Origin of the sequence: Bradyrhizobium australiense (genome assembly GCF_013114825.1) — a bacterium.
Lineage (GTDB): Bacteria > Pseudomonadota > Alphaproteobacteria > Rhizobiales > Xanthobacteraceae > Bradyrhizobium > Bradyrhizobium australiense.
Genome location: NZ_JAAVLX010000002.1, coordinates 527,962 through 549,823, shown reverse-complemented (window position 1 = coordinate 549,823; position 21,862 = coordinate 527,962). Strand labels below are relative to the sequence as shown.

The window sequence follows — 21,862 nt, the reverse complement described above, 5'->3', positions numbered from 1 at the left end:
TGGCACCGGCTACGAACAGCAGAAGTGGCGGCCTGTTGACCGCCAACCTCCGCAAAGATCCGCCCTGATTTTGTTTCGAGGAACGTCGACGCACATCCGGGAAAACTGTTTCAGTTAAGCGGCCATTCGCAGCAGGTTGACGATCTCGGCTTCGCTTTTGAAAGGCCGCGGATTGGCCTGTACGAAGCGATGATTGATTGCAATCTTGCTGATCCGATCGAACTTGTCTTCACCAATGCCGACATCAGCGAGGCGGCCGGGTAGCCCAAGCCTCTTGGTGAACTTTGCAAAGGCGTCTGCGGCTTCGATACCAGGGGTGCCTAGGGCCGTCGCCAAACGCTTCTGCGCATCCTCGGTGAATGGCTTGTTGTAGCGAAGAAGGCTCGGCATCATGACAGGTGTGCAATAGTAATGGGGAACGTCGAAAGTGCCCCCCAGCACATGGCCGATGCCGTGGCTTGCTCCCATCGGGATGCGCGCCTGTAGACCAAAGGACGCAAGCCACGAACCGTATTGAGAAAGCCGGCGTGCCTCAAGATCGTCAGGATGATCTAAAGTCCGGAGCATTGCTTCATGCAGAATGCGGATGCCTGCCAACACGACTTCGTCACCAAGTGGAGTACCGGCGGGCGAGCACAATGCTTCAATACCATGATCCATCGAACGTGTTCCCGATCCCATCCAAAGCTTTGAAGGCGTATGAAGGGTCAGGGCAGGGTCGAGAACGATCGCGACGGGCATCATCAGCGGATGAAAGAAAATCTGCTTCATCTTACTGCGCTCATCTGTGACGAGCGCTGCGGCATTGTATTCGCCACCATTCAGGGTGGATGGGACCGCGATCTGTCGGACAGTCGGCGAGCGGAAGGGAGAATAGCTCACACCCGGACCCATGGGAAAGGGATCGAAGCCCGCTTCATCGCGGATATCGTGTTCCATCGCCATGATGACTATCTTGGCGAGGTCGACGGCAGAACCTCCACCAACAGCCACGACTAGATCAGCTCGCGCGTCAGTTGCGTGGCGGGCAACCTCGGCGGCCTGCTTGCGCGTCGTATGCTGAGCAATTCCTTCGAAAGTCGCTACATGCTTGTTGCCGAGCGTTCGGCGAATCTTCTCGATCTCATCGGTCTTGGTGTTCAAGGTTCGACTGACGATGAGGAAGACGCGCCTTGCGTTCAGTCGCTCCGCCTCTTCGTTCAGAGCTTCAGACGCAGCTTTGCCATAGATGACACGATCGATTGCTGGAAAGTTGTGTACACCGGACTTGCGCATTTTTTTCCTCCCTGACCTCAAAAGAAAGTGACTATATTATTAATAGTGACTGGGCGCAAGAATGACTTGGATCGAAGTGATCTCTCGCCCATTCTGTCGGAACGTAGAAGGCATCACTCGCGGTCAAAGCGGTGGCCGAGAAATCGCCCGATCTCAAATTGGGGCGGTCAGTTGTTCGACATAAGTGACCGGCACTACAGCGACATCTCAAGCGCCGACGCTTTCGCGAACCTGTTTGACCGCTGCATCCAGAAAGGCCTGAGCCAAATCGGGGTCATTGACGACGCGCGATAACGTCACCGCACCGACCATCGTCGAGAGAATGGCCATGGACTTGCCACTGGGCTGCTCGTCGTCAGTCTCCGCAATCATCCGGCTCAGGACTTCGAGATGCGCCTTGATCCCGGTTTCGAATGACGCTTTCACGTCGGGGCCCTGTCTGGCGGCATCTGAGCCGAGCGCCACGATCGGGCAGCCGTCCATCTTTTCTTCGCGATGGTCGCCACTGAGGTAAAACGCGATCACCGCTCCGAGCGGATCATCAGGATCTTTCACGGCCGCATCCGACCATCGGCGGGAAGCGCCCTCCAATGCACGCTTGGACGCCTCTACCGCCAAATCCTCTTTTGACGCGAACTGCTTGTAGAAGGCGCCCTGGGTTAGCCCGGCCGCCTTCATCAGATCCTTGAGCCCGATGCCATCAAAGCCGCGCTCCCTGAAGAGGCGACTTGCCACATCGATAACGGTTTGCCGGTTCTCCGCGGCTTGAATGCGACTCACGCGCATCGTGGACCTCCTTTTGGATTTCGTTCGCAATCTATATTCTAGATAGAGGTCGAATGCAATCTATCAAGTGCTCGGGGGTTGGATCTGGCGTCATTGGGACCGAATAGGCCGGTTTTCGGTGGATCACATTCCCGTCAACGCCTCAATTTAGATTGCGAACGACTTCTAAGTCAATTATAGAGTTTGAACGAAATCTAAATTGGCATGGAGATGGCGATGAGAAAGAGCAGACTTTTGGTCTTGGCGGGTGTCCTGGTCGCGGCGTCGGGAGCGGCCGTATTCGCTACTTTCGCCATCTCCGCCCATGAAGCCTCCGCGGCGCGTGACCCGAGGCAGGAACCGCCCATCGTCAGCCTGGTGACGGCCGCGCGGGTGACCGGATCCGAACGCGGCTTCACAGGCATCATCGGGGCGAGGGTGCAGAGCAACCTCGGCTTTCGCGTCGCGGGCAAGATCGTGGAACGGCTTGTGAATACGGGTCAGCAAGTCAAGGCAGGCGAGCCGCTGATGCGGATCGACGAAACCGACCTTCGCCTTGCGGTCACGGCAAAGCGTAACGCCGTAGCCGCAGCGCGTGCATCGGTCGTTCAGACCGACGCGGATGAACAGCGATACGCCAAGTTGGTGAGCAACGGATGGGCTTCGCAACAGCGCTACGAGCAAGCAAAGGCTGCGTCGGATACCGCCAAGGCGCAACTTGCCACCGCAGAAGCTGATGCGGGGGTTGCCGAGAATGAGGCAACCTACTCGGTCCTGGTAGCGGATGCAGATGGCACGGTGGTCGAAACGCTTGGCGAGCCCGGGCAGGTCGTCTCTGCCGGCCAGACAGTCGTTCGGATCGCAAAGGCTGGCCCCCGCGAAGCTGTAGTCGCGCTTCCCGAAACGATCCGGCCAGCGATCGGCTCCGTGGCCGAGGCCAGCGTGTATGGGGCTGCCGATGGGCGGCGCTATACGGCGCATCTGCGGCAGTTGTCGGATTCCGCCGATGCTCAGACTCGTACGTATGAGGCCCGTTATGTGCTAGACGGTGAGGCCGCGGCAGCACCGCTTGGCGCGACGGTGACCATTCGGCTGGCAAGCCAGGCGAGTCAGCCGGAAATCCAGGTGCCACTGGGAGCCGTGCTCGATGACGGCAGAAAAACCGGCGTTTGGGTCTTCGACAGCAGTACCTCGACCGTACACTTTCGGCCCGTCAAGCTTGCACGTCTGACCAGCGAAACCGCCGTGCTCTCCGGACTGAGCTCTGATGATCGGGTTGTTTCCCTCGGCGCTCACCTCCTCCAGGAGGGCGCTCGCGTCAGGACTGCGTCTGAAAACAAAGGAAACTAACGAGCTTCAATCTTTCCGCGATCACCGTCGGAGGACGGCAAATGCTATATAGCTACATTGTCAAGAAAGAAATCCGAAAGACCTTCGACCACGTCAACAATCATCGCTGGGATGACGCGGTGAAAGCGGTCGCGCCGGACGTCCATCACCGCGTTTCCGGCGCCCACGCGCTTGCTGGTGAGCGTCATGACAAAGAAGCCCTGCGCCGCTGGTTTGAGCGCCTCGGCCGCGTCCAGCCCACTCTCCATATCACTATCAACAACATCTGGGTGAAAGGCTGGCCGTGGCACACCACTGTGTTTGCCCAGTGGGAGGCCACCGCAACGCTGCTCAACGGCGACGCGTCGTACGTCAACCGTGGTCTCCACGTGTTCACCCTGCGGTGGGGTAGAGTCTATGCACTCGAGGAATTTCAAGACTCGCAGGAAGCGGCCCGTGGGCTTGCCGTCCAATCGGCGGCTGGCCTCAAAGAAGCCGTCGCCGAACCAATTGTAAGCTCGCAGAAGCCCAGTCAGAGGGCCCGCGCTTTTTAGGTAAGCGCGGTTCACTCGGCGCCCACCTGCCGCAGGACGGCGCGAGCGTCAGTCCGAACGTCGTAGAAATTAGGAGTGGCCAAATGTCGAATTTCAATCTTTCTGCGATCGCCGTTCGCGAACGGGCCGTCACGCTATTCTTCATCCTCTTGATGGCCGCCGCAGGCGCCTACGCGTTCATCATGCTCGGGCGGGCCGAGGATCCATCCTTCACGATCAAGACCCTGACGGTCACGACGGTATGGCCTGGCGCGACGGCGCGCGAGATGCAGGACCAGGTCGCCGAACCGCTGGAGAAGCGGCTTCAGGAACTGACCTGGTACGACCGGGTGGAGACGACCACACGGCCAGGTTATGCGTATATGATGGTTACGCTGAAGGACAGCACACCACCATCCAGCGTACAGGAGGAGTTCTATCAGGCCCGCAAGAAGCTTGGGGACGAAGCGCGCAAGCTGCCGTCCGGCGTGCTCGGCCCCTTCGTCAACGACGAATATTCGGACGTGAGCTTCGCCCTTTATGCCCTCAAGGCGAAGGGCATGCCAATGCGGGAACTCGCCAGGCAAGCCGAGACCATTCGCCAGGACCTGCTGCACGTGCCCGGCGTCAAGAAGATCAACATCCTCGGCGAACGTCCCGAACAGATATTCGTCGAGTTTTCCTATGCCAAGCTGGCAACCCTCGGCGTGTCGGCCCAGGATATTGTTGCCGCCTTGCAGCGGCAGAACACCGTCACACCGGCAGGCTCGATCGACACCAAGGGGCCGCAGGTCTTCATCCGGGTCGACGGCGCCTATGACAGCGTTCAGGCGATTGCCGACACGCCGATCGTCGCTGCGGGGCGGACGCTGAAGCTTGCCGACATCGCCAATGTCCGCCGCGGCTACGAGGATCCCCCCACCTATCTTATCCGACACCAGGGTGAGCCCTCCGTCATGCTCGCGGCGGTTATGCAGGAGGGCTGGGATGGCCTCGCGCTCGGCAAGGCCTTGGAGGAGAGGTCCGCAGCCATCGCTCGGACGCTGCCACTCGGGATGACTCTGGCCAAGGTCAGCGACCAGGCCGTCAACATCACCTCGGCGGTTGACGAATTCATGATGAAGTTCGCGATGGCGCTCGGCGTGGTGCTGCTGGTGAGCCTGCTCAGCCTCGGCTGGCGCGTCGGCATCGTCGTCGCAGCTGCCGTCCCTTTGACGCTCGCCGTAGTGTTCCTCATCATGCTGGAGACCGGCCGGTTCTTCGACCGCATCACGCTCGGCGCCCTCATCCTGGCGCTTGGCCTTCTCGTCGACGACGCCATCATCGCCATCGAGGTGATGGTGGTGAAAATGGAAGAGGGCATGGACCGCATCAAGGCGGCGGCCTATGCATGGAGCCACACGGCGGCGCCGATGCTGTCCGGGACGCTCGTGACGGTTGCCGGCTTCCTGCCGGTGGGCTTCGCGCGCTCGACCGCCGGCGAATACGCCGGCAACATCTTCTGGGTCGTAGGGTTCGCCCTCATCGTCTCCTGGATCGTCGCGGTGATCTTCACGCCCTATCTTGGCGTCAAGATGCTGCCTGCGATCAAGCCGATCGAAGGCGGTCACCACGCGATCTACGGCACACCGAACTATCGGCGCCTGCGAGCGCTCATCACCTTCGCGGTGCGCCACAAGTTCGTAACCAGCGGCATCGTCGCCATCGCTTTCGCGCTTTCCGTCGTGGGGATGGGCGCCGTCAAGCAGCAGTTCTTCCCGACATCCGACCGCCCCGAGGTGCTGGTGGAGGTTCGCCTGCCGGAAGGCACCAGCATTGAGACGACGACCGCCACCGTCGAGAAGCTCGAACACTGGCTGGACCAGCAGTCGGAGGCCAAGATCGTCACGAGCTATGTCGGTCAGGGCGCTCCCCGCTTCTTTTTCGCGATGGCGCCGGAGCTGCCTGATCCTGCCTTCGCCAAAATCGTCGTGCTTACGCCGGATGCGGAGGCGCGCGAGGCTTTGAAGCATCGGCTCCGAGAGGCGGTGTCACAGGGGCTTGCACCTGAAGCCAATGTGCGCGCCACTCAGCTTGTGTTCGGACCCTACACGCCGTTCCCGGTCGAGTTTCGGGTCATGGGGCCTGATCCCGCGCAATTATACGCTCTCTCCGAAAAAGCCCTCGGCATCATGCGTGGCGTTCCCGACGTGCGGCAAGCGAACCGCGATTGGGGCAATCGCACACCCGTACTCCGCTTCATCCCGGATCAGGATCGACTGAACCTCATCGGCCTTTCGCCAGCGGAGGTGGGCCGGCAGCTCCAGTTCCTCCTCACCGGCATCGCCGTTACGCAGGTCCGCGAGGACATCCGCAATGTCCCCATCGTGGCACGCAGCGCAGGCGGCGAGCGGCTGGATCCGACGCGTCTGGCGGATTTCTCGCTGATGAGCCGGGACGGCCGCCCGATTCCGCTCGACCAGATCGGCCATTCGGAAATCCGTCTGGAAGAGCCGATCCTGAAGCGCCGCGATCGCACGCCTGTCGTCACCATTCGCTCGGATATCAATGAGGCCACCCAGCCTCCAGAGGTTTCCAAGGAGGTGATGACGGCCCTTCAGCCGCTGATCGCATCCCTTCCGGCCGGCTATCGCATCGAGTTGGGCGGATCGATCGAGGAGGCAACCAAGGCCAACGACGCATTGGCGACGGTCTTTCCCGCCATGATCGCCGCCATGCTGATTGTCATCATGCTGCAGGTGCGATCCTTCTCGACGATGGCCATGGTCATGCTGACGGCACCCCTTGGCCTCGTCGGTGTCGTGCCGATGTTGCTCGCCTTTAACCAGCCCTTCGGATTCAACGCCATTCTGGGCCTGATAGGGCTGGCCGGCATCCTGATGCGCAACACTCTGATCCTGACCGAACAAATCAAGGAGAACCGTGCTGCCGGCCTTGACGACTATCACGCCGTCATCGAGGCCACGGTGCAACGCACGAGGCCAGTGATCCTGACTGCACTTGCCGCCGTGCTGGCCTTCATCCCTCTCACACACTCCGTCTTCTGGGGATCGATGGCCTATACGCTGATCGGCGGCACGGCGGTCGGCACGGTGCTGATCCTGCTGTTCCTCCCTGCGCTTTATGCCGCGTGGTTTCGGATCAAGCCGACTGCAGATGAGATTCATGAGGATTCCACGGAGGAAGCGGAATTGCCAACAGCAATGGCTGCCGAGTAGGGCTCTGTTGTATCCATGAATCGTTCGGTCCGAACGGGAGCTGATCCCGACGAGGCGCGCGCGCGCATCCTCGAGGTGGCGGAGGAGCACTTTCGCCGCATCGGTTACCACAAGACGTCGGTGGCCGACATCGCCTCCGAACTCGGCATGAGCCCGGCGAATGTCTACCGATTCTTTCCCTCCAGGGATGCGATCGACGAGTCCATCTGCGGTCGGGTTGTGAACGAGGTTGCTGACATCGCCTTTGCGATCGCACGCACGAACGCGCCGGCCAGAGAGAAACTCGACCAGCTCCTGACCGCCGTTCACCGTCACAACAAGATGACGCTGGTCAAGGAAAAGCACATGCACGACCTGATTGTCGCCGCCATGCAGGAGAACTGGGCGATCATCAAGGCGCACATCGAGCGGATGGTGACGATCTTCGAGGCGATCATACGCGAGGGCGTCGAAGCCGGAGAGTTCGAGGTCGAAGATGCCGCGGAAGCCGCGCGGGCGGTCAAGTCCGCGTTCATGCCGTTCTTCCATCCGATTCTGATCGAGCATTGCGTTCAATACGGCGAAGATACCGAAGCAGGCCTGCGCGACCAGATTCGCTTTATCCTGAAAGCTCTCGGCAAGTCTGGCTAAACAGTCTGCCGCATTAGGTCTGTGGTTCCGGGCCCCCCTTGGCGGCAATTTGTCCCCGATACCAGCGGAGTAGTTCTATAATAGAATTTGTAACATACTCGCTCCAAAAATATTCCCAACCCATTTTGGCGAGCCATTCAAGCCGCGATTGCTTCACCTAAGCCGGCAGTTGCGCACGCTCTACTTGCGCAGAAATCGCTCCAATTGCCGACGGGATCCTATTAGCTCCAACGGAGACGCCACGTCCAAAGTGGATTGAAGTCTCATTCCGGCAAGCGGAGAACCTGGGTTCGAGGGACTTGACTAGTTCTAAAAAAGAACTGTAAGTTGCAGGACAAGACAGTCGGACAACGGCTGCGACTTGCAGGATCGCGGTCCCGCTTGGGACGCGCACTCCGCTGTTCAGAAGGGGAGGACGCTATGCTCAAATGTCTCCAACCTGCTTTCGCGCTGATGCTGTTGGCACTGCCATCATCCGCATTTGCCGCTGATGCGCCGGGGGTAACGCAATCTGAGATCAAGATCGGGGGAGTTTTTCCCTTCAGCGGACCTGCTTCGTCGATCGGGCTCGTCGGCCGAGGGATTCTCGCTTACGTCCAGTCGATCAACGATCGTGGCGGCATCAACGGCCGCAAGATAAACTATATCGCTTACGATGATGCCTACAGCCCTCCAAAGGCGGTAGAGCATGCCCGCAAACTCGTCGAAAGCGACGAGGTTGCCTTCATGTTCAGCCAGCTTGGCACGCCCGGTAATACGGCCGTGGCAAAGTATCTGTTATCGAAACGCGTGCCGGCGATCGGCATCGTCTCGGGGTCGAACAAGTTCACGAACGTAACGGATTTTCCACTGACGACGACCAGCCTGGTCAGTTTCGACACTGAGGGAAAGATCTACGCCAAATTCCTGACCAAGACGCTGCCGAATGCGAAATATGCCATCCTCTATCAGAACGATGACCTCGGCAAAGATTACGTCAACGCGTTCAAGGCGGTCCTTAAAGGTGATTTCGACAAGAAGGTCATTGCCATGGCCTATGAAATCAACGATCCGACCGTCGACTCGCAGGTCGTAAATCTGAAGAGCTCCGGCGCCGAGGCGTTATTAGTGGCCGGGACGCCCAAATTCGCTGCGCAAGCTATCCGCAAAGCTTCTGAGAGCGGCTGGACGCCAACCATCCTCTTGAATTATCCGTCAAGCTCGGTTGGCGCGACGCTGAAGCCGGCCGGCCTTGATAGGTCGACGGGGGTTATTGTCGGCACCATTACGATGGATCCGACCGACTCACAGTGGGACAATAACGAGGGGATGAAGAGCTTCCGGGCCTTCATCGACAAGTACATGCCCGGCGCTGACGTCGCTGATACGAATTACCTGTTCGGTTACACGCAGGGCATGCTGCTTGAACACCTGATCAAGCAATGCGGCAACGATCTATCGCGCGAAAACATCATCAAGCAGGCAAAGAGCCTGAAGGATGTGGTGCTGCCGACGGTACTGCCCGGAATCGCGATCAACACGAGCGACAAGATCAACATGAACTATACGCAGATGAGGCTGCAGCGCTGGACCGGCACGCGCTGGGACCAGTTCAGCGAAGTTCTCGATGCCTCTTCGGAGTGACAAGGGACGAGCAGCCAGCGGCGTAACAATAACAGAATCACGTGCCCGCAAGGGGTATCGCGTTTGGGAGGACGAGCAATGTCGATGAAATGGAAGACCGTGGCGGCTCTGGCTTTGCTTTTGAGCGGCCCGGCATTCGCGGCTGAAGAGCCGGGGATTTCAGCGACCGAAATCAAGATCGGCGGCGTTTTTCCTTTCAGCGGACCGGCCTCATCGATCGGTCTCGTGGGCAAGGGAGTTATGGCCTATATTCAGTCGATCAACGATCGCGGCGGCATCAACGGTCGTAAGATCAACTACATCGCATATGACGACGCATACAGCCCTCCGAAGGCGGTGGAGCACGTCCGCAAACTCGTTGAGAGCGACGAAGTGTCGTTCATGTTCGGCCAGCTTGGCACTCCCGGCATCTCGGCTACGGCAAAATACCTGCGGTCGAAAGGGGTGCCCAGCATCGCTATTATCAGCGGGTCATCCAAGTTCACGGACGTCGCCAATTACCCGCTGACCACGACAGGTCTTGTCAGCTACGACACCGAAGGAAAAATTTACGCCAAATATCTGACGAGGGCACTGCCAAACGCCAAGTATGCCATCCTCTATCAGAACGACGACCTCGGCAAAGACTATGTCAACGCCTTCAAGGCGTTTCTCGGCAAGGATTTCGACCGAAAGGTCGTAAGCGCTTCCTATGAGGTCACCGAACCGACGGTTGATTCGCAGGTCGTCAACCTGAAGAGCTCCGGTGCGGACGCTCTTGTGATCGCTGGCACACCTAAGTTCGCGGCGCAGGCCATCCGGCAAGCCTCCGTGATCGGCTGGAAGGCGACCGTGATCATTAATTTTCCTTCCGGCTCGGTCGGAGGCACGCTCGCGCCCGCCGGTCTCGACAAATCAGTCGGCGTGATCGTCGGCACGACCAACAAGGATGTTCTGGATTCGGCATGGAAAAACGACCCGGGCATGCAGGCCTTCAGGGTCTTTTTTGACAAGTATTTGCCGGGCGCCGATATCACCAACGGCAGCTATCTCACCGGCTATCAGCAAGGCATCCTGCTCGAGCAGATTCTAAAGCAATGCGGCAGTGATCTTTCCCGCAAGAATATTCTTGCGCAGGCCAAGAACCTGAAGGACTTCGTCGTCCCAACTGCGCTACTTGGCATCAAGGTCAACACCAGCGACACCGAGAACATGATCTGGACGCAGATGCGGTTGCAGCGATGGACCGGCACGGGCTGGCAGGCCTTCGGGGAAGTGCTGGACGCCAGGTCCGAGTGACCTCGCATCGGCGAAGCGACGGGCGCGGCAATTGACAGATCAGGTGCGAACTGCCGACCGATCGGCCCGAAGACCAATTGACAGCTCGCGCTATCCAGAGGGGCGGGCCCGGCAGCAATGGCATCAGGAGTGGCGAAGCGCGTGTAGCGCGCTCGATCGGCCGACCCGCTAATTCAGGAGATCATTTTCGATGTCGACGAAGGCACTGACCTTTGCGCCAAGGGAGCTTTCCATAAAGCGTCGAACCGACGGCACGCTCATATTGAGCTCGCCCCTTGAGTTGGGGAAATGTGACTGGCGCATCACGGATTTCCTTCCGAGCTGGGCAAATTCCGCTTCGGACAGAATTTTTCTTGCACAACGAAATGCGAAAGGAGGGTGGGACGAGATCACCTATGGCGAAGCATGGTTGCAGGTTCAGGCGGTCGGCCAAAGCCTGATCGATATGGGCGCAAAACCGGCTGACAAGCTGGCGGTACTGTCAGGAAACTCCATCGAGAACGCGGTGATCTCGTTTGCCGCGATGTCAATAGGAGTAATCCTGGCGCCAATATCGCCAAACTACACGCTGATGCCCGGCGGCCTGGCTCGCCTGAAGGATATCGCGGAAACGTTGCGCCCGAATTTCGTTTTCGTTCAGAGCGGACGCGAATTTTCCGCGGGCCGCTCCATTCCCGAACTGACAGCAGCGACTTGGATCAGCGTCGATGGCGCGCCGGACACGGTGCCTTTCCGCGCTCTGACCGCCCGAAGCGGGACCGAAGGATTCGAGCGTGCGTCACGTGCGGTGTCTTGCGATGCTGTCGCAAAGATACTCTTTACGTCCGGCTCGACCGGTTTCCCCAAAGGCGTGCTCAACACCCACCGCATGATGGCGAGCTCCCTGCAAATGGGGAGTCTGCTTGTGTCGTCTCCGGACGCGCCGGTGCAGGTTGAGTGGCTGCCCTGGCACCATACGATGGGCAGCAACGTCATTCTTCACGGCATTCTCAGGAATGGGGGGACGCTCTACATCGACGATGGCCGACCGCTGCCTCAGCTCTTCCACAAGACGATCGCGAATCTCAAGGAGATTTCGCCGACCGCCATGTTCAACGTGCCTGCCGGCTACAATCTCTTATGTGACGCCATCGAGAAAGACCTTGATCTTGGCGCCAGCGTGTTCAAGCGGATAGATAGATTGAGCTATGCCGGGGCTGCAATTTCGCAAGCCACGCTTGAAAAACTCTATCGGTTGACAAGGTCGATCAGCGGCCGGCGAATCCCGGTCATGTCGGGCTATGGCACCACCGAAACGGCCCCGACAATCAGTACGACCCATTGGGCAACGGACCAGCCGGGAGAGATCGGTCTTCCCGCGCCGGGTCTTCAACTGAAACTCATCCCTGTTTCCGATACTTACGAGGCAAGGGTCAAGGGACCCAACGTCACGCCAGGTTATCTCGGAAGGCCGGATTTGACGGAAAAGGCCTTCGATGAAGAAGGGTTCTATCGCATCGGCGATACCGTCTCGTTTCTGGATCCTCAGAAGCCGGAGCTTGGGCTGCGTTTTACAGGCAGAATTTCCGAGAACTTCAAACTCGCGAACGGCACGTGGGTCTCGATCGGGAATATGCGCGCGGCAATCCTGGCTGCAACGCGGGGCGTATTGCTGGACATTGTCGTTGCGGGAGAAAATCGTGAATCGTGCGCGCTGCTCTGCTGGTTGAATCCGACCGAGGCAGAGCGGATTTCCAAGACCCCAGCCGCGGATCTAACCTGCGACCCTCTCGTGGTTCAATTCCTGAAAGATCGTTTTCAGGAATACAACGAAACCGTTGGAAGCAGCGAACGAATCTGTTCGTTCTCCCTGCTGAGGGATCCGCCGTCAATGGCGGCAGGGGAAATCACCGATAAGGCATACGTTAATCAACGAGCTGTGCTGAAACATCGCTCTGAACAGGTCGAACGCCTCTACTGCAACGAAGCAAGTCGAGATGTGGTCCGGGTCCAAAGCTAGTTCAGCCGTTCGCGACCGTTGCCTGACATCTCGTGTCCACCAGATGGCGCCTGCGAATATTGCCTTCAGCTGCGATTTGCTGGAGCGAGGCCTGTGATGCCGTATCCCAGGTGAGCGCTATCTCAAGCGGCTTTGCGGCGCGGCTTTGCCTTTTCTGGCGCCTTTGCTGCCGGGGTGCTTCGGGCACCGGGGCCGGGGTGGGTATGAACCTCCTTGGCTGAAAGCGGCTCGCCGCATTCGGAGCACACCATGACCGGATCGAAGTTCTTGCCGCATTTGCGGTGCTGATGCAGCAGCGGCCGCCCGCGTTCGTCGACCATATGCGTGTCGCCCCAATGCACAATCGCCATCATGATCGGATAGAGATCAAGTCCCTTCTGGGTGAGGATATATTCATGCCGTTTGGGGGCCTCCTGATAGGGGACGCGGCGCAGCACGCCTTGGCGGACCAGTTTCTTCAGCCGCTCGGCGAGCAAATGGCGCGTGATCCCGAGCGCGGACTGAAATCCCTCGAAACGGCGCGTGCGCAGGAAGCATTCGCGCAAGATCAGAAGGGTCCAACGGTCGCCGATCACACCGATGGTTCGGGCCATCGAGCATGGCTCTTCCTCGAGCTCATCCCATCTCATTCCAGGTCTCCAGTCATCCTCATGCCGCACCCTGCTCGAATCTCTTCAGGGAACTCAGTAGGTTAGCATTCTAGATAGGTACTGAATTTCAAACAATACCCCGCCGACCAGCCAAACCAGAGGAAAGTTCGATATATTTTGACAGTTCGATTTTAGAACTGTATAGGAATGGTAGCCGATGTTCGGCGAGATGACCCCCCAATTCTGCCTTTTGATTGCGTACTCGGGAGAAGCCGACATGACCCCTCTGAAGTGTGAATTTCTGTTCGATTTCGGGAGCCCGAACGCTTATCTGGCGGAAGTTGCCATTCCGGGGATCGAGCGGCGTACCGGCGTGAAATTCGAGTATGTTCCGGTTTTGCTCGGCGGCATCTACAAGGCGACCGGCAACATGTCGCCGTTCGACTCGCTTCGTGGAATCAAGAACAAACCGGAATACCAGGCGCTCGAGACCCAGCGGTTTATCCGGCGCCACAACATCACGAAATTTCGCCAGAATCCCTTCTTTCCGGTCAACACGCTGATGCTGATGCGCGGCGCCGTCGCGGCCCAATTCGAGGGCGTGTTCGAACCCTACTTTCGCGCCGCCTATCATCACATGTGGGAAGAGCCGAAGAAAATGGACGATCCTGAAATCTTCCGGAGCGCATTTGTCTCGTCGGGGATCGATATCGACAGGCTGATTGCGCGCGCGCAGCAGGATGACGTCAAGAAGAAGCTGATCGATCTGACCAACGACGCGGTCAGCCGCGGCGCATTCGGTTCACCGACGTTCTTCGTTGGCAAGGAGATGTTTTTCGGCAAGGACCAGCTACGTGACGTCGAGGAGTCGATCGTCGAACAAACCAGCCGATCCGTTCCGAAAATGGCGTAAGATTGAGAATTGAGGCCTGGCAAGACAGGCCGATCCAGCGCTGCACGACGACAGCGTCGGTTTTCAACGGAAGAAAATTCAGGGAGAACTCCATGCCTGGCCCGCTTAGCGGTGTTCGTGTCCTCGATCTGACCGGCGTTGTGTCGGGCCCGTTCGCGACCATGTTTCTGGCGGACCAGGGCGCCGACGTCCTGAAAATCGAGCCGATCGGCGGTGATATTACCCGCCGCAGCCGCGCCACCATCGACAAGGACGGCGAATTCTCGGCACTGTTCATCTCCTCCAATCGCGGCAAGCGTTCGCTGTCGATCGACGTCAAGAGCACGGCCGGCCGTGAGGTGCTCGCGAAGCTGGTCGCGCAGGCTGATGTGCTGGTGCAGAACTTCCGGCCCGGCACCATGGAGCGCCTCGGACTCGGCGTGGAAGAATTGCGTCAGCGCCATCCGCGCCTGATCTATGTCTCGATCAGCGGCGTCGGCGATACCGGCCCGTATGTAAAAAAGCGCGTCTATGATCCGATCATTCAGGGCCTGTCGGGTTTTGCCGATATCCAGTCGCAGCCGGTCACCAACCGTCCGCAAATGATCCGCACCATAGTATGCGACAAGACCACCGCAGTGTTCACCGCACAGGCGGTGGCGGCGGCACTCTATGCCCGCGAGAAAACCGGGCAGGGCGATCATATCCAGGTCGCGATGCTGGATGCGATGATATCCTACCTGTGGCCGGAAGGCATGATGCAGTACACGGTGGTAGGAGCCGAGGCCACCGCCGCAGATCCCAACGATCGGCCGGATCTCGTGTTCAAGACCAGCGACGGCTACCTCACGGCCGGTACCATCTCGGATTCCGAATGGCAGGGGTTTTGCCGAGCCACTGGCGATCCCGAGCTTGCCAAGGATGCGCGCTTTGCAACGCCGGCAGCGCGCTCGGTCAACGCCACGGCCCGCATCAACAAGATGGCTGAATACATCGGCCTGCACACGACAGCCGAATGGCTGGAGCGCCTCGACGCCGCCGACGTGCCGTGCGCGCCGATTCTGCGACGGGGCGAAATCATTCACAACGAACAGGTGGTCGCGCGCGACATCATCGCGGAATTCGATCAGCCGATGGTCGGGCGGGTGCGGCAGCCAAAACCGGCGGCTCGTTTCGAAACCAATGAGGCTGCAATCGGTGGACCGGCTCCCCGGGTCGGTGAGCACTCGCGTGACGTATTACGCGAACTTGGGTACGACGACAGCGCCATCGACAGGATGGTTGCCGAGCGTAGCGTGCGCGTGGCCGTGTGAGCCGAGGCCCTATCGCGATCGGCGAACGGTTCTCAGACCTTCGCCGCCGCCGGCGTGATCGGTGCCGCCGGAACATTCGCCGCGACGGCTCGCTGATAGGCCTCTCGGCTTTGGATGCGTTCAAGATAGGGTTGTGCGTTGTCGCAAATACCGACGCCGTAAGCGATGGCCCAATCCAGGCACGTCGTAAGCAGGATGTCAGCGCTGGTAAATTGGTCACCCATCAAGAACGTCCGGCCGTCTGTCAGCGCGACCTCCACATGACGCAACTGTTGCCGAAAATATTCGCCGGCTTGTGCGACGACTTCGGGCGCAACTCCATAGATATGTCCCAGTGCATCCGCGCGATGTCGGCGCATGACGTAAAGGCTCGTTGAATCGAGTTCGGCCACGATAAAGAAGCACCATTCGAGCCATGCAGCGTAGTCGCGGGTGGTTTCCGGAATTAATGAGCGTTCCGGCGTGGAATACATGCGCGACAAATACGCAACGATCGCGGCGCTTTCGCCGATGCAGAAATCGCGGTCCTGCAAAAGAGGGATCTTCTGGCGGGGATTCAGCCTGGTATATTCAGCGGTCTTGGTCTCACCTGTTCTCGGCCCGATCGGCTTGATCTTGTAGGACAAGCCAAGCTCGTGCATCGCCCAGTGCGGACGAATGGTGCGGCTTGTCCCAACACCCCATAGGGTGAGATCGGGTGTTACGCTCATCACCATTTCTCCACAGACGGACGAAGATCGAGTTCATGGGTCCAGCCGTCTCGGCTCTGCTGATGCGCGAACCAATACGCCTCGGCGATGGAAGAGGTCTTCGTCAGGCTGTCCGGAGGAATCTCGGTTGCCTCGATTCCCTTTGCCGCTTTCATGCGCTGGTGAATAGCTTCGCTGTCTACGCCGGCGTCGATGATGAGATGGAGGACGTGGATATTCTTCGGCCCCAGCTCGCGCGCCATAGCCTGGGCTACCGCGCGAAGGCCGAACTTCGCCGATGAGAACGCCGCAAACCCCTGGCCGCCACGCACGCTGGCGGTCGCACCGGTAAAGAAGATACTACCGCCTCCGCGCGGAAGCATGACGCGCGCAGCCTCGCGTCCGACCAGGAATCCGGCGTAGCAGGCCAGTTCCCAGGCCTTGAAGAATAGCTTCTCCGTGGTGTCCACTAAAGGCTTGTTGACATTCGATCCGGCATTGAAAAGGCAGACCTCGATCGGCCCGATATTGCTTTCGACGTCGGAGAAAAGTTTTTGAACTTCGGCTACTTGACGCGCGTCGACGCTGAAAGCGTGGATAGGATGACCCGCAGCAGTGAGTTCATCCACCAGTCCCTGGGATTTGGCCGCGTCACGCCGGCAGATACAAACCGTATAGCCGCCTTTGGCAAAACGCCGCGCGACGGCCGCACCGATCGCGTCGCCCGCGCCCACCAGTATTGCTACGCCGCGAATTTCCGCCATTGTCGCTTCCCCATTGAGTTCTTATTTGGCACTTATCGGTAATGCCAATCGACGGCATTGTAAACGAACTTTTGCAGGATCATCCAGAAAATGGCAGCCTTACTGCCTCTTCCGAGCAATTCACGCGGTTCGGTGAATTAGCAATTGACGAGTTCTAAAAAAGAACGTTAACTCCAGATCGAATTTACGCGGCAAAAAGGCGGCGTTCGCTATTCGGGAGGTTGATGGTGGCGGGTCCTTCAGGGGCGATCGACTTCGATGAGATTGCTGCAGGGCTGCCTCGCCGCATCCATGAAGTAACGGCTGACCATGTCGCCGGTGCTCCAGGTCAGATCGCTTTGGTCGAGGACGGTGCCGCCTGGAGCTATCGTGACCTTGATAGGCGAGTCACCGAGATTGCCGCCGTTCTCTCCTCGCTCGGGGTGCGAGCGGGCGATCGTATGATCATTGTCAGCGAAAACTGCATTTCGCTGGCGGCATTGCTGCTGGCGGCGAGCCGGCTCGACGCCTGGGCGATCGTCGCCAACCCGCGATTGTCGGCGCGCGAGCTGGATCAGATTCGCGATCACAGCGGAGCCCGCCGGATGTTCTTCGCTTCAAAAGTCTCGAAAGAAGCAGCGGCCCACGCCGCGCGTCTTGGGGCTGAGAACCGACACTTAGGCGCGCTGCAGGACATCGGTGTCGGGCCACTCAACGAAAGCGCAACCGCCGAACCGGTAGAGGCCGACCCCGCTAGGCAAGTCGCGGTGCTGATCTACACCTCGGGAACGACCGGCACGCCGAAGGGAGTGATGCTCTCCCACGACAACCTGCTGATCAGCGCAAAGACCACTGCGTACTTCCGCAAGATGGACCGAAGCGACAAGATCTATCTGGTGTTGCCGATCTCGCATATCGTCGGCATCTCGCTCCTGATAATGACGTTGATGGTTGGCGGTACGGTGCGGATGGTCAGCAAGTACGATCCCGCCGAGACGGCCAAGGCGATTGCCGAGGAAGGCGTTACCATCCTCAACGGCGTGCCCGCGACCTACCAGCGCCTGCTGGAATACAAGAGCGTATCGGGTTTGCGGCAGCTCTCCCCGGGCTCGTTGCGTCTGATCGCGGTGGCCGGCGCCCCGCTCGATCTCGATCTGAAATCGCGCGTTGAGAAGGAGTTCGGTTTGCCGCTTCTCAACGGCTACGGGATCACCGAATGTTCGCCGGGGATATCGGGCGTACGCTTCGATGCACCCTGTGCCGATCAGGCGGTCGGCACGCTGCTGCCGGGCGTCGAAGGACGGATCCGGACCATCGACGGCATCCCAATATCGCAGGGCGAAATCGGAGAACTCCACGTCCGCGGGCGCAACGTGATGTGCGGCTATCACCGCGCGCCCGAACTGACAGCCAAAGTGATCGATAGCGAAGGCTGGTTCAACACCGGCGATCTTGCCCGCTTCGACGGTGATTGCCTGTACATTGTCGGCCGCACCAAGGAAATGATCATTCGCTCCGGCTTCAACGTCTATCCCGCCGAGGTCGAAGCGGTCCTCAGCTCGCACAAGGACGTGGTGCAATGCGCGGTGGTTGGCCGTCCGGCCGATGGTAATGAGGAGATTGTCGCCTTCGTGCAGCTGCTGCAGGGCTCGCGCGTGACATCGGCCGATCTGATGGGTTTCATCAGATTTCAGCTAACCTCCTACAAGCGGCCGTCCGAAATCATCGTCCTCGATGCCTTGCCGGCTACTTCCACCGGCAAGATACTCAAGCACAAACTGGCGGGGTCCTTGCGCGGCGAAGCGCCCCTGGCGCAGATCGCGCCGCTTCGCAGACAACAAATTTAACCTGACGGGAGAACACCCTTGCAAAAGAGAAACGCAACCGTGGCCGTGATCGGCGCCGGCGACTATATCGGCGGCGAGATCGCGAAGAAATTCGCCTCAGAGGGCTTCACGGTGTTTGCCGGGCGCCGCAACGGCGCCAAGCTCGAACCGCTCGTCAAGGAGATCGAGAAAGCTGGCGGCGAAATTCACGCACGCTCGCTCGATGCGCGCAAGGAGGAGGAGATCATCTCCTTCCTCGGAGACGCCGACAAGCACGCGCCGCTCGAGGTCTGCATCTTCAACATCGGCGCCAACGTCAACTTTCCGATCCTGGAAACCACCGAGCGCGTGTTCCGCAAGGTATGGGAAATGGCCTGCTATTCCGGCTTCCTCGCCGGGCGCGAAGCGGCGCGGCTGATGCTGCCCCGCGGCAAAGGCAATATCTTCTTCACCGGGGCGACGGCGAGTCTCCGCGGTGGAACGGGTTATGCCGCCTTCGCCAGCGCCAAGTTCGGCTTACGGGCCGTTGCACAGGCGGCCGCACGCGAGTTGGGTCCCAAGAATATCCACGTGGCGCATCTCATCATCGATTCCGGCGTCGACACCGAATGGGTGCGCCAGCGGCGGATCGAGGCGCTTGGTCCGACCGCGCTGGACAACCCCGATGCATTGATGCCGCCGTCGTCGGTCGCGGAAAGCTATTGGCTGCTCTATCAGCAGCCGCGCAGCGCCTGGACTTTTGAGCTGGAGATCCGTCCGTTCGGCGAGAAGTGGTAACGGGAGCCTCGCACGATGGAGCTCAACCTTTCCAGCGAGGACGCTGCGTTCCGTGACGAGGTGCGCGCCTTTATTGCGGCGAACTATCCGCAGGAAATGCGCGTTCCAAACCCCGAGACCGATTTGACGAAGGAGCAGTCGCTGCTCTGGCACCGGATCCTCTACAGGAAGGGTTGGATTGCTCCGCTCTGGCCCAAGGAGTATGGCGGCCCAGGCTGGTCGGTCACACAGCGCTTCATTTTTGAACAGGAGACGTCGCGCGCCGGAACGCTGCCACCGCTGGCGTTCAGCGTCACCATGGTCGGCCCGGTCATCTACACATTCGGCAACGATACGCAGAAGAAGAAGTTTCTGCCGCGGATTCTCTCCGGGGAGGATTGGTGGTGCCAAGGTTATTCGGAGCCCGGCTCCGGCTCCGACCTCGCCTCGGTCCGCACCAAGGCGGTGCGCGACGGCGACCACTACATCGTCAACGGCCACAAGACCTGGACAACGCTTGCCCAGCATGCCGACTGGATCTTCTGCCTGGTGCGGACGGACCCTACAGCAAAACCCCAGGCCGGCATCTCCTTCCTGTTGATCGACATGAAATCGCCCGGCGTCACCGTGCGGCCGATCATTACCATCGACGGATCGCATGAAGTCAATGATGTGTTCCTGGAGGACGTGCGCGTCCCCGCCGAGAATTTGATCGGCGAGGAAAACAAGGGATGGACCTACGCGAAATTCCTGCTCGGCAACGAGCGCACCAGCATGGCCGGGATCGGCCGGTCGACACGGTATCTGGAGCGACTCAAGCACATTGTGAGGACCGAGGTCGACCAGGACGATCCGGCGTTCGGCGAGTTCATCAGGGAGATCGCGCGCGTCGAGCTCGATGTGCTCGCGCTGGAGGCAACTGAGCTGCGCATCGTTGCGCAGATGTCGCGCGGCATCGACCCGGGACCGGCCGCGTCGTTGTTCAAGATCAGGGGCACCGAGATTTTCCAGCGCATCACCGATCTGACGCACCAGGTGATCGGCAATTACGGTTTGGCCATCCGTGAGCACCCGGTAAGCGCCAACCGCTTCATGCCGGGGCCGGACCACGGACACACCGCGACCGAGAAGTACCTGAACTCCCGAAAGCTCAGCATTTACGGGGGATCAAATGAAATTCAGCGCAACATCATCGCGAAAGCGGTCTTGGGTCTCTGACCACATCGCACGAGGCATCGATGGATATTCAGTTGACGGAAGAACAGGAATTGCTCCGTTCCAGCATTCAACGCTTCCTGCGCGAGCAGTACGATTTCGACGAGCGCCGCAAGATCGTTGCGACGGATGAAGGCTGGAGCCGCAGGCACTGGAAATCGTTCGCCGAACTTGGGCTCTGCGCCGCGCCCTTCCAGGAAAGCTCCGGCGGCCTTGGTGGAGGCTCGCTTGCGACGATGATCGTGATGCAGGAGTTCGGCCGCAAGCTTGTCGTCGAGCCTTATTTTGAGACGGTTGTCCTTGCCGGTGGCCTGATCGAGGACATCGGCTCGCCCGAGCAGCGCGAACTCTTCCTGCCGAAGATCATGGAGGGCGATGCGATATGGGCGCTGGCTTGGGCGGAGGGACGATCACGCTACGATTTCAACAACGTCACCACCACTGCGCACCGCCAAGGGGACAAATTTGTTCTGAGCGGAACCAAAGCTGCGGTGGTCGGTGCGCCATGGGCCGACAAGCTCATCGTTTCAGCCCGCACGTCGGGCGGTCCCCGCGATCGCGACGGCGTGAGTCTGTTTGTCGTAGATCGCCATGCAGCCAATCTTCACCTGCAGAGCTTCAAGACCATCGACGGCCGGCGCGCCGCTGAACTCACGCTGATGAACGTCGAGGTGCCAGCCAGCCAGATGCTGGGCAGCGAAGGCGAGGGCGTGGCTGCCTTGGAAGCGGCCCGCGATCGTGCCATCGCGGCCCTTTGCGCGGAAGCCGTCGGTGCCATGGCGGAGCTGAACTCGGCGACGCTTGAATACAGCAAGGCGCGCAAGCAGTTTGGGGTTGCGCTGGGAACGTTTCAGGTGCTGCAGCACCGGATGGTTGACATGTTCATCGCGCTTGAGGAGTCCATTTCGCTCACTCAGCATTTGAACCTAAGCCTTGCGTCGAAGGAACCGAACGGATCGAAACTGGCGTCCGGCGCCAAGACGAAGGTGGGCTATGCCGCGCGGTTCGTGGCGGAGCAGGCCGTGCAACTGCACGGTGGCATGGGTATGAGCGACGAGTTGAACGTCGGCCACTACTTCAAGCGAATAAGCTCCATCAACGTCCAGTTCGGTGATCCCGCCTATCATCTGATGCGGTACGCGCAGCAGAGCTGAATCTTCATCCAAGAAAATCGACTTCCGCACCCCG

18 protein-coding genes are annotated in these 21,862 nt (G+C 59.5%); 13 read left to right on the top strand and 5 right to left on the bottom strand.

The annotated features are described in order from the left end of the window. Positions 1 to 114: 114 nt before the first annotated feature. Positions 115 to 1,275: an iron-containing alcohol dehydrogenase gene (locus HCN58_RS06160; protein ID WP_171578444.1), complete on the bottom strand. Its 1,161-nt coding sequence runs from the start codon at positions 1,273 to 1,275 to the stop codon at positions 115 to 117. 207 nt (positions 1,276 to 1,482) lie between these two features. Continuing rightward, the gene (locus HCN58_RS06155; protein ID WP_171578443.1) at positions 1,483 to 2,061 is read right to left on the bottom strand and encodes a TetR/AcrR family transcriptional regulator; all 579 of its coding nucleotides are present in this window, start codon (positions 2,059 to 2,061) and stop codon (positions 1,483 to 1,485) included. A 216-nt stretch (positions 2,062 to 2,277) separates the two neighbouring features. Here HCN58_RS06155 and HCN58_RS06150 point away from each other — a divergent pair, with 216 nt between their 5' ends. The 7 genes from HCN58_RS06150 (at position 2,278) to HCN58_RS06120 (ending at position 12,650) form a co-directional block, all read left to right on the top strand. Continuing rightward, the gene (locus HCN58_RS06150; RefSeq protein WP_171578654.1) at positions 2,278 to 3,390 is read left to right on the top strand and encodes an efflux RND transporter periplasmic adaptor subunit; all 1,113 of its coding nucleotides are present in this window, start codon (positions 2,278 to 2,280) and stop codon (positions 3,388 to 3,390) included. Positions 3,391 to 3,431: 41 nt separating this feature from the next. Next, positions 3,432 to 3,923, top strand: a complete 492-nt coding sequence (locus HCN58_RS06145; protein WP_171578442.1) for a nuclear transport factor 2 family protein — start codon at positions 3,432 to 3,434, stop codon at positions 3,921 to 3,923. 83 nt (positions 3,924 to 4,006) lie between these two features. Then, entirely contained in the window at positions 4,007 to 7,120 is a 3,114-nt protein-coding gene (locus HCN58_RS06140) for an efflux RND transporter permease subunit (protein WP_171578441.1), read from the top strand. Positions 7,121 to 7,135: 15 nt separating this feature from the next. Further along, positions 7,136 to 7,750 (top strand): TetR/AcrR family transcriptional regulator, encoded by a 615-nt coding sequence (locus HCN58_RS06135; RefSeq protein WP_171578440.1) that lies wholly within the window; start codon positions 7,136 to 7,138, stop codon positions 7,748 to 7,750. Positions 7,751 to 8,170: 420 nt separating this feature from the next. Next, positions 8,171 to 9,373, top strand: coding sequence for an ABC transporter substrate-binding protein (locus HCN58_RS06130; RefSeq protein WP_171578439.1), 1,203 nt, complete (start codon positions 8,171 to 8,173; stop codon positions 9,371 to 9,373). 78 nt (positions 9,374 to 9,451) lie between these two features. After that, positions 9,452 to 10,651 carry an ABC transporter substrate-binding protein gene (locus tag HCN58_RS06125; protein ID WP_171578438.1) on the top strand — a complete coding sequence of 400 codons (1,200 nt, stop codon included), beginning with the start codon at positions 9,452 to 9,454 and terminating at the stop codon, positions 10,649 to 10,651. A 190-nt stretch (positions 10,652 to 10,841) separates the two neighbouring features. After that, a complete protein-coding gene (locus HCN58_RS06120; protein ID WP_171578437.1) occupies positions 10,842 to 12,650 on the top strand; it encodes an AMP-binding protein in 1,809 nt (602 codons plus the stop codon). A gap of 122 nt (positions 12,651 to 12,772) precedes the next feature. On the opposite strand, the gene HCN58_RS06115 is transcribed toward HCN58_RS06120, so the two are convergent. Continuing rightward, a complete protein-coding gene (locus HCN58_RS06115; RefSeq protein ID WP_171578436.1) occupies positions 12,773 to 13,279 on the bottom strand; it encodes a winged helix-turn-helix transcriptional regulator in 507 nt (168 codons plus the stop codon). 238 nt (positions 13,280 to 13,517) lie between these two features. Between HCN58_RS06115 and HCN58_RS06110 the strand changes: the two genes are divergently transcribed. Next, on the top strand, positions 13,518 to 14,153 hold the full coding sequence (locus HCN58_RS06110; RefSeq protein ID WP_171578435.1) for a 2-hydroxychromene-2-carboxylate isomerase: 636 nt from the start codon (positions 13,518 to 13,520) through the stop codon (positions 14,151 to 14,153). Positions 14,154 to 14,245: 92 nt separating this feature from the next. Beyond that, on the top strand, positions 14,246 to 15,445 hold the full coding sequence (locus tag HCN58_RS06105) for a CaiB/BaiF CoA transferase family protein (RefSeq protein ID WP_171578434.1): 1,200 nt from the start codon (positions 14,246 to 14,248) through the stop codon (positions 15,443 to 15,445). Between the two features lie 32 nt (positions 15,446 to 15,477). Here HCN58_RS06105 and HCN58_RS06100 read toward each other — a convergent pair whose 3' ends face one another. Further along, a complete protein-coding gene (locus HCN58_RS06100) occupies positions 15,478 to 16,155 on the bottom strand; it encodes a glutathione S-transferase family protein (RefSeq protein WP_171578433.1) in 678 nt (225 codons plus the stop codon). Next, complete coding sequence (locus HCN58_RS06095; protein WP_171578432.1) at positions 16,155 to 16,898, bottom strand: SDR family NAD(P)-dependent oxidoreductase; 744 nt, start codon at positions 16,896 to 16,898, stop codon at positions 16,155 to 16,157. The genes HCN58_RS06100 and HCN58_RS06095 overlap by 1 nt, the downstream gene beginning before the upstream one ends. 227 nt (positions 16,899 to 17,125) lie before the next feature. On the opposite strand from HCN58_RS06095, the gene HCN58_RS06090 reads away from it, so the two are divergent. Genes HCN58_RS06090 through HCN58_RS06075 form a run of 4 tightly spaced genes read left to right on the top strand, consistent with a single transcriptional unit; the run spans position 17,126 to position 21,828 of the window. Next, complete coding sequence (locus HCN58_RS06090; RefSeq protein ID WP_311966778.1) at positions 17,126 to 18,724, top strand: class I adenylate-forming enzyme family protein; 1,599 nt, start codon at positions 17,126 to 17,128, stop codon at positions 18,722 to 18,724. Positions 18,725 to 18,742: 18 nt separating this feature from the next. Next, positions 18,743 to 19,480 carry an SDR family oxidoreductase gene (locus tag HCN58_RS06085; RefSeq protein ID WP_171578430.1) on the top strand — a complete coding sequence of 246 codons (738 nt, stop codon included), beginning with the start codon at positions 18,743 to 18,745 and terminating at the stop codon, positions 19,478 to 19,480. Between the two features lie 15 nt (positions 19,481 to 19,495). Beyond that, positions 19,496 to 20,677 (top strand): acyl-CoA dehydrogenase family protein, encoded by a 1,182-nt coding sequence (locus HCN58_RS06080; RefSeq protein ID WP_171578429.1) that lies wholly within the window; start codon positions 19,496 to 19,498, stop codon positions 20,675 to 20,677. Between the two features lie 20 nt (positions 20,678 to 20,697). Further along, positions 20,698 to 21,828, top strand: coding sequence for an acyl-CoA dehydrogenase family protein (locus HCN58_RS06075; protein ID WP_171578428.1), 1,131 nt, complete (start codon positions 20,698 to 20,700; stop codon positions 21,826 to 21,828). The last annotated feature ends 34 nt before the right edge of the window (positions 21,829 to 21,862 follow it).